Source organism: Pantoea sp. C2G6 (genome assembly GCF_051336815.1).
In the GTDB taxonomy this organism is placed as follows: Bacteria; Pseudomonadota; Gammaproteobacteria; order Enterobacterales; family Enterobacteriaceae; genus Pantoea.
On sequence record NZ_JBGMNJ010000006.1, the window covers coordinates 207542 to 219205 of the forward strand.

Sequence of the window (11664 nt, forward strand, 5' to 3'; positions counted from 1 at the left end):
GTTGCGGCTTTTTAGCGCGGCTGAGAGCGCGCCTGGTGAAAAACAGTGATATTCTCAGGCCTGGCCGTCAGATCCTCTGACGGCGATTTTTCACTGCAAACTCGCGATGACCGGCTGGTCCGGCGCACTGACACAGGAGACTTGTCGTGTCTGAATTGTCTCAACTCTCTCCACAGCCATTGTGGGATATTTTCGCTAAGATCTGCTCTATTCCTCATCCCTCTTTTCATGAAGAAGCGCTGGCGAGCTACATCGTCGGCTGGGCTAAAGAGCAGGGCTTCTGGTGTGAGCGCGATCAGGTCGGCAACATCCTGATTCGTAAGCCCGCCACCGCTGGCATGGAAAACCGTACCCCGGTGGCGCTACAGGCGCATCTGGATATGGTGCCGCAGAAAAACAACGACACCGTGCATGACTTCACCAAAGATCCGATTCAGCCGTGGATCGATGGCGAGTGGGTAAAAGCGCGCGGCACCACGCTGGGTGCGGACAACGGCATCGGCATGGCCTCGGCGCTGGCGGTGCTGGCTGACAGCAGCCTGACGCACGGCCCGCTGGAAGTGCTGCTGACCATGACCGAAGAGACCGGCATGGATGGCGCATTCGGTCTGCAACCCAACTGGTTGCAGGCGGAGATCCTGATCAACACCGATTCGGAAGAAGAAGGTGAGATCTACATGGGTTGCGCGGGCGGTATCGACTTTGTCACCACCCTGCCGCTGACCCGTGAAGCGGTGCCAGCGGAGTTCCAGACCCTGAAGCTGACGCTGAAAGGGCTGCGCGGCGGTCACTCCGGTGCCGATATTCATATGGGCCTCGGCAACGCCAACAAACTGCTGGCGCGCTTTCTGGCAGCCCAGGCGGTCGATCTCGATCTGCGCCTGCTGGACTTCAACGGCGGCACGCTGCGTAACGCCATCCCGCGTGAAGCCTTCGCCACCGTGGCCGTCGACAGCCACAAAGCGGATGCGCTGAAGTCGGCCGCGGCGCATTTCCTGAGTGCGATTAAAAATGAGCATGGCGTCAAAGAGCCCAACATCGCGCTGGTCACTGAGCCGCTGGCGCATCAGGGTGAGGCGCTGAGCGCTGACAGCCGCGATCGCTTCCTGAATCTGCTCAACAGCACGCCAAACGGCGTGATCCGCAATTCAGACGTCGCCAAAGGCGTGGTTGAGACCTCGCTGAATATCGGCGTGGTGACGATGGACGCGGACAAAGCGGAAATCAACTGCCTGATCCGTTCGCTGATCGACACCGGCCGCGATTATGTGGTGCAGATGCTGACCTCGCTCGGCCAGCTGGCGGGCGCGCAGACCAAAGCGAAAGGTGGCTACCCAGGCTGGCAGCCAGACGCGGACTCGCCGATCATGGCGCTGACCCGTCAGACCTATATCGCCCTGTTCGACAAAACGCCGAACATTCAGGTGATCCACGCCGGTCTGGAGTGCGGTCTGTTTAAGAAGCCTTACCCGGATATGGACATGGTGTCGATCGGACCGACCATCACTGGTCCCCACTCGCCCGATGAGCAGGTACATATCGAAAGCGTTGGCCTTTACTGGAAACTGCTGACCACCCTGCTGAATGCGGTGCCAGAAAAGTAATTCCGCTGCAAAAACCGAACCAGGCCCCGGCCTGGTTTTTTTATGCCTGCCCATTATCACCAGCATAATTCGCTGCCTTTTCCGCCCGTTACCCTGCTATTCCGCCACCTCTCCGCGCTTCGCTGGCAGTAGCCACCATTATGTCCAGATGTCTGGATGGCTAATAAGATTTCGTGCTAGCTTATGCGCTTTCGGCTGTTGCCGCGCCTGAAAGTTCAGGAAAAAATGCGGCCAGCGATCCTTCACGAGAGTAATGAGATGCCTGGGATAAATCGCCTTGAGATGCGTAACATCTCCATCGCGTTTGGCGGATTTGCCGCGCTGTCGTCGGTGGATTTCACCAGTGAAGGCCATTCTGTCCACGCGCTGACCGGCGCTAACGGGGCGGGTAAATCCACGCTGATGGCGATCCTGTCCGGTGCGCACAGCCACTACAGCGGCGAGATCCGGCTGGACGGTCAGCCGGTTTCCATTCGCACCCCGCGCGATGCTAAACAGCTGGGTATTCATCTGGTGCAGCAGGAGGTCGATGTGGCGCTGGTGCCGCAGCTCAGCGTGGCGGAAAACATCCTGCTGGATCAGCTGGCTGAGCCCGGCCACCGCTATCGCTGGGGCGGGATCCGTCGTCAGGCGCGTGCCCTGCTGGCGCAGCTTGAGGTGACGCTCGACGTCAACCGGCTGGCCGGGCACTGCACCCTGGCGGAAAAGCAGCAAATCCTGCTGGCACGGGCGCTGTCGCATCGCTGCCGCTTTCTGATTCTGGATGAACCCACCGCCCCGCTCGACCAGCATGAAAGTGAACGGCTGTTTGCCGTGGTGCGTCGCCTGCGGGCCAGCGGCATCGGCGTGGTGTTTATCTCTCACCGCATTCATGAACTGAAAGCGATCTGCGATCGTCTGACGGTGCTGCGCGATGGCCGGCTGATTGAGAGCGCCCCGATGGCGGCGCTGAGCGGCGAGCAGATCGTGGAGAAGATGCTGGGCCATCAGCTCACCGATATTTTCCCGGCCCGGCGCGCGCCCACATCCGGCGCGGTGCTGCTGTCAGTAGAGGATCTGCACGATGAACAGCGGCTACAGGCTATCTCGCTGCGGCTGCACAAAGGCGAAATACTGGGGATTGCGGGTCTGGCCGGTGCCGGTAAAACCGAACTCTGCAAGGCGCTGTTTGGTGCCAGCAAAAGCCGCGTCAGCCGGGGGGAGCTGCATGGTCAGCCGTGGCGGCCCCGTTCCCCGCACGACTCCGTCAGCCGCCGCATGGCGCTGGTGCCGGAAGAGCGGCGCAAAGAGGGGATCTTTATTGATGAGTCGGTGGCGATGAACCTCAGCGTCAGCGCGGACGACACTTTTTCGCGCTGGAGCCTGTTTGGTCATCGCCAGGCCTGGCGCTGGGCGGAGCAGGTCATTCAGCGGCTCAAGGTGCGCACCACCGGTCCGGCACAGCCGCTGCGCCGTCTCTCCGGCGGCAATCAGCAGAAGGTGGCGATCGGTAAATGGCTGCGCAACAACGCCGACGTACTGATTTTCGATGAGCCGACCAAAGGCGTTGATATTAAGGCCAAAACCGAACTCTTTACTCTGATCGACAGCCTGGCGCGGGAAGGCAAAGGCATTATCTATGCGTCGGGTGAATTTTCTGAACTGGTCGGTCTGTGCGACCGGATTTGTGTGCTCTGGGATGGACGCATTGTGGCTGAACTGGCTGCACGCGACGTTACCGAAGAGACGCTTTTGCTCTATTCCACCGGAGGAACCCCTGCGTGAGCAGCAAAGAAACCCGCCTGAACCTGCCAGCGTCACCGTGGCGTCACCAGCTGTTCGACTTTCTCTATAAATGGGGCATGTTGCTGACGGTGGTGATCCTGATCGCCGCTTTTGGCCTCGCCTCTGACAGCTTCCTTGAACCCAATAACATCATCAATATCCTGCGCTCGATTGCGATTGTGACGGTGATAGCGATCGGCGTCTCGATCTCGCTGACGGTGGGCGGTTTTGATCTCTCGGTCGGCTCGACCGCCTCGCTGGCCAACGCGCTGGTGATCTCGCTGTTTGTCTGGTACGGCTTCGGCACCACCAGCGCGATCCTGATCACCCTGGCGCTCTGCACCCTGGTCGGGCTGTTTAACGCCTTCCTGATTGTGATCCTGCGTATACCCGACATGCTGGCGACGCTGGCGACGCTGTTTGTGATTCAGGGCGTGGCGATGACCTACAGCTTTGGCGGATCGATCACCACCAACATGGTGCTGCCGAGCGGCGATATGGCGGAAGGCACCATTCCGCCTGCCTTCAGCCTGCTGGGTCAGGTCCCGACCATCGTCATTATTATGCTGGTGGTTACCGTGGTGGCACAGCTGGCGCTGTCGCTGACCAAACATGGCCGCCGGATGTATGCGCTGGGCGGTAATCCTGAAGCGGCGCGCCTTTCCGGCATCCGCACCACCCGCTATCGGGTGCTGGCTTACGTCATCGCCTCACTGCTGGCCGGTCTGGGCGGCATTCTGCTCGCCTCACGCATCGGTTCCTCGCAGGTTAACGCCGGAGGGGGCTACCTGATGGATGCGGTGGCCGCCGCGTGGATCGGCTTCTCGCTGGCGGGCTCAGGCAAACCCAACGCGCTGGGAACGCTGATCGGCGCGGTGATCCTTGGCGTGTTGCAGAACGGCCTGGTGATGCTCTCGGTTCCCTATTACGCGATGGACATTATTAAAGGACTGGTGCTGGCTTTGGCACTGGCAATAACCTATATCCAGCGCCGCTGAGGCGCGCTTACCGGAGTTAATCACCATGCAAAAAATAACCCTTTCGCTGCTGGCGCTGAGCCTGCTGAACGCCAGCGCCGCCTTCGCTGAAACGGTAACCCCGGTGCCCGCGGCTATCGCCAGTCACAGCGGGCCGATCCGCATCGCGGTGATCCGCAACCTCGGCTCCGATGACAACACCACCCAGTTTGTCGCCGGGGCGATTCAGCAGGGTCGCCAGCTCGGCTTTAAGGTCAGCACCTTTCTGAGCAACGGCGACGACGCGCGCTTCCAGGATTTCGTGAATCAGGCGATCAGCCAGAAGTATGACGGCATCGTGCTGTCGCACGGTAAAGCGCCCTACGCCAGCGATCTGGTCAAGCGCATCGCCGACGCGGGCATTAAACTGTCGGTGTTTGATACCCCAGTTGACACGCCAGTGCCGGGCGTCACCGTTACCGCGCAGGATGACGCTTCACTGGCGCAGCTGTCGCTGGGCCAGCTCATCAGCGATTTTCATGGCAAGGCGAACATCGTCAAGCTGTGGGTTGCCGGCTTCCCGCCGATGGAGCGCCGTCAGGTGGTGTATGAAAAACTGCTGAAAGAGAATCCGGGCATTCATCAGCTGGAGTCGATTGGCGCGGTCTCCAGCGACGTTCAGGGTGATACCGCCAACAAGATTGGTGCGATTCTGGCGAAGTACCCGAAAGGGAAAATCGATGCCATCTGGGGAGCGTGGGACGCCTTCAGCCAGGGCGCTTACAAAGCGCTCCAGGAGAACGGACGCACCGAAATTAAACTCTACAGCATCGATGTCTCCAACCAGGATCTACAACTGATGCGTGAGAAAAACAGCCCGTGGGTGCAGACGGTAGCGGTGGACCCGAAAACTATCGGCGCGGTGAATATGCGTCTGGTGGCGAAGAAAATCGCCGGGGAAGAGACCCCCGCCAGCTACCAGTTTAAAGCGGCGTCAATCTCGCAGCAGCAGCTTAACAGCCAGCCAGGGGCGGTCAACGTCGCGTCGCTGAATAAGATCGTTCCCGGCTGGGGCGGCAATGAAGATTTCGTGGCCCCCTGGTTTGCCACGCTCGCGGCGAAATATCAGAAGTAATCACGCGTCAGGTTGCGGCGCGGGCCGTAAAGCCCGCTTCCGCCCCACCGCCTCGCCGTTCGGTGAGGCTGACCCTGTAACCGCACTACAGTCCCAGCAGTAACTGCCGCTCAAGCTGGGGATCGACCATCGTGACGTGCAATCCCACCAGCCGCACGCCGCGCCCGGCGCGACGCTCATCCCAGGTTTTGCGGGCGATAGCAATCATGTCCTCTTTGTTCAGCACCGGCCAGATGTGCTCCTGAGTAGTCTGCTGGAAATCGCTGAACTTCAGTTTGACCCCCTGACGCGCCACCTGTTTGTCGGGCCGGATCTGCGTCAGGCGGCGATCGAGTTCCTCATAGAGAAAATCGATAATCTCCAGGCAGGCATCCCAGTCACTAATATCCTCCGCCAGCGTGCGCTCCACCCCCAGCGATTTGCGTTCCCGCTCGACGATTACGCCGCGTTCATCAATGCCGTGACTGCGCTCCCACAGCACCCGGCCAAACTTGCCAAAGCGCTTCAGCAACTGGGCTAAATCCGCCTGCTGCACGTCACCGCAGGTTATCAGCCCCATCTCTTCCAGCTTCTTTGCCGACACCTTACCGACGCCTGGGATCTTCGCCAGCGGCAGGGTCAGCAGAAAGCCGGCCATTTCTGGCGGAGTGATCACGAACTGCCCGTCGGGCTTGTTTAAATCGGAGGCGATCTTAGCCAGAAACTTAATCGGGGCGATACCGGCCGAGGCGGTGAGCCGGGTTTCCCGGTAGATAGTGGCGCGGATCTCCCTGGCTATCAGTGTGGCGGAGCCGTGGCAGTGCGGGCTGTCGGTGACATCCAGATAGGCTTCATCCAGTGAGAGCGGTTCAATCAGCGGGGTGTAACGGGTAAAGATTTCGCGGATCTGCGCCGAGGCTTCTTTATAGGCGTCAAAGCGTCCTGGCAGCAGGCGCAGATGGGGGCATAACTTCAGCGCCATACCGGTCGGCATCGCGCTGCGCACGCCAAATTTACGTGCCGGATAGTTGGCGGTACTGATCACCCCGCGCCGTTCGCGGCTGCCGCCAATGGCGATCGGGATGTCGCGCAATCGGGGATTATCACGCATCTCCACCGCGGCATAGAAACAGTCCATATCGACATGAATGATTTTACGCATACCCCCTCCAGCACTGGATAAGTATACAGTTGGCAGAGGTAACTGCAATATCTGTCGCAGATGCCATTAAAGTTTACAAAAATCTGGCCGTATTCTGTTGAGGAAAGCGTTAATTTCGCGGCGACCGTCTTGCTAAAAAAACAGACAATGTTTAATGTTGCGCTGCGGTAGCGGACTGTTCCGATAATGCAAGCAGAGACGCACAATTTGCGTCATGTTCTCTTCACCTCAAGGTACACACAGCATGGGCAAAATCGCACTCCTGTTTGCGATGATTTTACTGCCAGCCCTCAGCATGGCAATGACACCCGAACCCGCGCAGCAGGCGGCACCGGTCAGCAAAGAATTAAAGAAGCAGTTACTCGGCACCCCGGTCTATATCCAGATCTTCAAGGAAGAGCGGACGCTGGAGCTGTACGGCAAAATCGGTAACGAATATCGTCTGCTGGATACCTACCGCATCTGTAACTTTTCTGGCGGCCTCGGCCCGAAACGTCGTGAAGGCGATTTCAAAAGCCCGGAAGGTTTTTATAACGTGAAGCTGAATCAGCTGAAGCCCGATAGCCGCTTTTATCGCGCGATCAATATCGGCTTTCCCAATCAGTATGACCGCAATCAGGGCTACAGCGGCAACTACCTGATGATTCATGGCGACTGTAAGTCGATTGGCTGCTATGCCATGACCAACGCCTATATGGATGAGATTTTTACCTATGTGAACGCGGCGCTGCGTAACGGCCAGCAGGATGTCAGCATCAGCATCTTCCCGTTCCGCATGACCGACAGCAACATGCAGCGCCACCGCTACTCCAGCGATGCCAGTTTCTGGCAGCAGTTGCAGCCGGGATACGCTTACTTTGCTAAATATCACCAGCCGCCGACGGTGAATGTCGCCAGCGGCAGGTATGTGATGAACAGCAGCCCGGCACCGGTGTTAACCAATCCCGAAGCGGCGTCACGCTCCTTCCTGGCGCTCTCCAAGACAGAATAACGCCCACTCGCCTGGCACAATCCGCTGCCAGGTTTCATTGGCCGTCAGAGGCTGCGTCGCAATCACTGTCACCACGTCATGCGGCGTGGTGTGCTGCTGGAAATCGACCTCGACATCCTGATCCAGCAGCTGCGCCCGGCCAAAGGGGGCACGGCGGGTGATCCAGAACAGATTGGTTGAGCAGAAGGCCATCAGATAGCGGCCATCTGACAGCAGCATGTTAAATACCCCTTTCTGCCGCAGCGTCCCGGCCAGCTCCCCGATGAAACGAAACACCGCCGGCCAGTTGCCCGGCGTGCGTGGGTAGCGCGTCGCCAGCTGATGCAGGATCCAGCAGAACGCCTTTTCGCTGTCGGTCTCCCCCACCGGCCGGAATGTGCCGGTCTCCAGCTGACGATACCCCTTGAGCTGACCATTGTGGGCATAGGTCCAGTTACGGCCCCACAGCTCGCGGGTAAAGGGATGGGTATTCTCCAGCGACACCTGTCCCCGGTTCGCCTGACGGATATGCGCCACCACCGAATGGGATTTAATCGGATACTCCTGCACCAGCCGCGCAATCGGTGAGTTAAAGCTCGGCAGCGGATCTTTAAAGGTACGGCAGCCTTTATCTTCGTAAAAGGTAATACCCCAGCCATCTTTGTGAGGCCCGGTTCCCCCGCCACGCTGAACCAGTCCGGTAAAGCTGAAACAAATATCCGTGGGAACATTGGCGCTCATCCCGAGCAATTCGCACATAGCCACCGCCTTAAATCAGGACGCCTCCCGTCAGGCGGGAGGCCAACGCTGTTACTTCACCATCTCTTTTTCGATCAGCAGCATCAGGATGTGGATCACTTTAATGTGGATCTCCTGGATGCGATCGGCATAGCCAAAGTGAGGCACCCGGATTTCAATGTCAGCACTGCCCGCCATCTTACCGCCATCTTTGCCGGTCAGGGTGATCACTTTCATTCCCTGCGCACGGGCGGCCTCAATCGCTTTAATGATATTGGCCGAATTACCGGAAGTGGAAAGCCCCAGTAGCACGTCGCCCGGACGCCCTACCGCTTCCACATAGCGTGAGAAAACGTAGTCGTAGCCAAAGTCATTACTGACGCAGGAGAGATGGCTGACATCGGAGATGGCAATCGCCGGATAGCCAGGACGATTTTCACGATAGCGGCCGGTCAGCTCTTCCGCGAAGTGCATCGCATCGCAGTGTGAACCGCCGTTGCCGCAGGAAAGCACCTTGCCGCCCGCCTTGAAGCTGTCAGCCAGCAGCACCGCAGCACGTTGAATCGCATGGATATTGGCGTCGTCGCTGAGGAATTTATTCAGCGTATCAGCAGCTTCATTAAGCTCAGAGCGGATGATGTCCTGGTACATAGGAATGTCCTTTTTTAGGAGAGGTTAATCGCAGCAAGTTTAACGGAATGGCCGGTCAGCGCAAAGCCTCATGCCATGACGTAGCACGACCCCGCCCGGCCGCGGATGATGAAAAAAGCGACGGCAGCGCGATTTTGTGAGACAGGTTGTAATTGTGATGTAAACGAATTGATAAATGCGGCCAACTATTCTAAACCTCTATGCATAACAGGTCAGACCTCTTACTACTTGCTTGCGGAGCGGTTCATTATGATGGTTGTTTCGATACTTGCCACGGTGGCGCTGATTGGCGCCCTGTTCTATCACCGCCTCTCACTGCGGCTGAGCAGCGCGATTCTGCTGCTGTGGACCGCAGCGATGGCTGTCGCACATCTCTGGACGCCGTGGCTCCTGCTGCCGCTGGCGATCATCCTGCTGCCGTTTAACCTGCCGTCGCTGCGTCGCAGCCTGTTTTCACAGCCGATGTTCCAGCGCTTTCAGCAGGTGATGCCGCCGATGTCACGCACCGAGAAAGAGGCGATCGACGCCGGCACCACCTGGTGGGAAGGCGATCTCTTCCAGGGCAAGCCGGACTGGCAGAAGCTGCATAACTATCCGCAGCCGCGCCTGACTGCCGAGGAGCAGGCGTTTCTCGCTGGCCCGGTGGAAGAGGCGTGCCGCATGGCTAACGATTTCCAGATTACCCATGAGCTGGCCGATATGCCGCCGGAACTCTGGGCCTATCTGAAAGAGCATCGCTTCTTCGCGATGATCATTAAGAAAGAGTATGGCGGTCTCGATTTCTCCGCCTATGCGCAGGCCTGCGTGCTGCAAAAACTGGCGGGCGTCTCCGGCATTCTGGCGATTACCGTGGGCGTGCCCAACTCGCTCGGCCCCGGTGAACTGCTGCAACACTACGGCACTGAAGAGCAGAAAAACCACTATCTGCCACGGCTGGCACGCGGTGAAGAGATCCCCTGCTTCGCCCTGACCAGCCCGGAAGCGGGCTCAGATGCCGGTGCGATTCCTGATACCGGTGTGGTCTGCATGGGTGAGTGGCAGGGTCAGCAGGTGCTGGGTATGCGACTCACCTGGAATAAGCGCTACATCACGCTGGCTCCGATCGCCACCGTGCTGGGCCTGGCCTTTAAGCTCTCTGACCCGGATCATCTGCTCAGCGACAACGAAAATCCTGGCATTACCTGTGCGCTGATCCCGACCAACACCCCCGGCGTGGAGATTGGTCATCGTCACTTCCCGCTTAACGTGCCGTTCCAGAACGGACCGACCCGTGGCAACAATATCTTTGTGCCGATCGACTATATTATCGGCGGCCCGGAAATGGCCGGTCAGGGCTGGCGGATGCTGGTGGAGTGTCTGTCGGTGGGTCGCGGTATTACCCTGCCGTCGAACTCAACCGGCAGCCTGAAAAGCGTGGCGCTGGCGACCGGAGCCTATGCTCATATCCGCCGCCAGTTCCGGGTCTCTATCGGTAAAATGGAAGGGATCGAGGAGCCGCTGGCGCGCATCGCCGGTAACGCCTATGTAATGGATGCCGCCGCGACGCTGATTACCGCCGGTATTATGCAGGGTGAAAAACCGGCGGTACTGTCGGCGATTGTGAAATATCACTGCACCCATCGCGGTCAGCGCGCGATTATCGACGCCATGGATATTGCCGGCGGCAAAGGGATTATGCTTGGCAACAGCAACTTCCTGGCGCGCGCCTATCAGGGTGCCCCGATCGCCATCACCGTGGAAGGGGCCAACATCCTGACCCGCAGCATGATTATCTTTGGCCAGGGGGCGATTCGTTGCCATCCTTATGTGCTTCAGGAGATGGCGGCGGCCGCCAGCAATGACGTTAACGCCTTTGACCGGGCGCTGTTCAGCCATATCGGTCATGTCGGCAGCAGCGCCATGCGCAGCCTGTGGCTCGGCTTAACCGGTGGACGCACCAGCGCCAGCCCGACCCGCGATGCCACCCGTCGCTACTATCAGCACCTCAACCGCATCAGTGCCAGCCTGGCGCTGCTCTCCGATGTGTCGATGGCGGTGCTGGGCGGCAGCCTGAAACGTCGCGAGCGTATTTCGGCGCGGCTGGGCGATGTGCTGAGCCAGCTCTACCTCGCCTCGGCGACGCTGAAACGCTATGACGATGAAGGCCGCAACGAAGCCGATCTGCCGCTGGTTCACTGGGGCGTGCAGGATGCGCTGCATCAGGCGGAAGCTGCCATCGACGATCTGCTGCGCAACTTCCCGAACCGTCTGGTGGCGGGCGCACTGCGGATGACCATTTTCGCAGGTGGTCATCACTGCCCTGCGCCGTCTGACCGCCTCGATCATCAGCTGGCAAAAATGCTGCAACAGCCGTCAGCCACCCGCAGCCGTCTGGGCCGTGGCATGTACCTGACGCCGAGTGAGCATAACCCTGCCGGTCAGCTGGAACAGGCGTTGCAGGATGTGATGGCGGCAGAAGTGATCCATGACCGCTTGTGCAAACAGGCTAAACAGCACTTCTCCTTTACCCGTCTGGATGCGCTGGCGAAACAGGCGCTGGAGCAGGGCTGGATTGACGCGAAAGAAGCAGAGGTGTTGCAGCGGGCTGAAGCCAGCCGTCTGCGTTCAATTAACGTTGATGATTTTGAGCCTGATGCGCTGGCCGTGCCGGTGCCAGAGAAAGCGCCTCAGCCTGCGTCACGGGCGAGTGAGGCAGCATAGGATTC

9 protein-coding genes are annotated in these 11664 nt (G+C 59.1%); 6 read left to right on the plus strand and 3 right to left on the minus strand.

Going from position 1 to position 11664, the window contains the following annotated elements:
• Positions 1 to 146: 146 nt before the first annotated feature.
• The 4 genes from pepD (at position 147) to ACCW71_RS10935 (ending at position 5459) form a co-directional block, all read left to right on the plus strand.
• A complete protein-coding gene (gene pepD / locus ACCW71_RS10920; protein WP_436371218.1) occupies positions 147 to 1604 on the plus strand; it encodes a beta-Ala-His dipeptidase in 1458 nt (485 codons plus the stop codon).
• Positions 1605 to 1862: 258 nt separating this feature from the next.
• The gene (locus tag ACCW71_RS10925) at positions 1863 to 3368 is read left to right on the plus strand and encodes a sugar ABC transporter ATP-binding protein (protein WP_436371220.1); all 1506 of its coding nucleotides are present in this window, start codon (positions 1863 to 1865) and stop codon (positions 3366 to 3368) included.
• Complete coding sequence (locus ACCW71_RS10930; RefSeq protein ID WP_436371222.1) at positions 3365 to 4366, plus strand: ABC transporter permease; 1002 nt, start codon at positions 3365 to 3367, stop codon at positions 4364 to 4366. Before ACCW71_RS10925 ends, ACCW71_RS10930 begins: the two co-directional genes overlap by 4 nt.
• A 25-nt stretch (positions 4367 to 4391) precedes the next feature.
• Positions 4392 to 5459: a sugar ABC transporter substrate-binding protein gene (locus tag ACCW71_RS10935; RefSeq protein ID WP_436371224.1), complete on the plus strand. Its 1068-nt coding sequence runs from the start codon at positions 4392 to 4394 to the stop codon at positions 5457 to 5459.
• Positions 5460 to 5544: 85 nt separating this feature from the next.
• Here the strand turns inward: ACCW71_RS10935 and dinB are convergent, their stop codons facing one another.
• Positions 5545 to 6600 (minus strand): DNA polymerase IV, encoded by a 1056-nt coding sequence (gene dinB, locus ACCW71_RS10940; RefSeq protein WP_436371225.1) that lies wholly within the window; start codon positions 6598 to 6600, stop codon positions 5545 to 5547.
• A gap of 244 nt (positions 6601 to 6844) precedes the next feature.
• Here dinB and dpaA point away from each other — a divergent pair, with 244 nt between their 5' ends.
• Positions 6845 to 7591 (plus strand): peptidoglycan meso-diaminopimelic acid protein amidase, encoded by a 747-nt coding sequence (gene dpaA, locus ACCW71_RS10945; RefSeq protein WP_436371227.1) that lies wholly within the window; start codon positions 6845 to 6847, stop codon positions 7589 to 7591.
• On the opposite strand, the gene ACCW71_RS10950 is transcribed toward dpaA, so the two are convergent.
• Positions 7556 to 8329, minus strand: coding sequence for a class II glutamine amidotransferase (locus ACCW71_RS10950; protein ID WP_436371229.1), 774 nt, complete (start codon positions 8327 to 8329; stop codon positions 7556 to 7558). The two genes, dpaA and ACCW71_RS10950, sit on opposite strands and share 36 nt — an antisense overlap.
• Positions 8330 to 8380: 51 nt before the next feature.
• A complete protein-coding gene (lpcA, locus tag ACCW71_RS10955) occupies positions 8381 to 8959 on the minus strand; it encodes a D-sedoheptulose 7-phosphate isomerase (RefSeq protein ID WP_031374980.1) in 579 nt (192 codons plus the stop codon).
• A 249-nt stretch (positions 8960 to 9208) separates the two neighbouring features.
• On the opposite strand from lpcA, the gene fadE reads away from it, so the two are divergent.
• Positions 9209 to 11659, plus strand: a complete 2451-nt coding sequence (gene fadE / locus ACCW71_RS10960; protein WP_436371231.1) for an acyl-CoA dehydrogenase FadE — start codon at positions 9209 to 9211, stop codon at positions 11657 to 11659.
• Positions 11660 to 11664: the final 5 nt, after the last annotated feature.

Excerpts from the sequence above, each read along its gene's own strand:
- ACCW71_RS10925 (WP_436371220.1), top strand. The coding sequence starts at position 1,863 with ATGCCTGGGATAAATCGCCTTGAGATGCGTAACATCTCCATCGCGTTT.
- ACCW71_RS10935 (WP_436371224.1), top strand. The coding sequence starts at position 4,392 with ATGCAAAAAATAACCCTTTCGCTGCTGGCGCTGAGCCTGCTGAACGCC.
- dinB (WP_436371225.1), bottom strand. The coding sequence starts at position 6,600 with ATGCGTAAAATCATTCATGTCGATATGGACTGTTTCTATGCCGCGGTG.
- dpaA (WP_436371227.1), top strand. The coding sequence starts at position 6,845 with ATGGGCAAAATCGCACTCCTGTTTGCGATGATTTTACTGCCAGCCCTC.
- ACCW71_RS10950 (WP_436371229.1), bottom strand. The coding sequence starts at position 8,329 with ATGTGCGAATTGCTCGGGATGAGCGCCAATGTTCCCACGGATATTTGT.
- lpcA (WP_031374980.1), bottom strand. The coding sequence starts at position 8,959 with ATGTACCAGGACATCATCCGCTCTGAGCTTAATGAAGCTGCTGATACG.
- fadE (WP_436371231.1), top strand. The coding sequence starts at position 9,209 with ATGATGGTTGTTTCGATACTTGCCACGGTGGCGCTGATTGGCGCCCTG.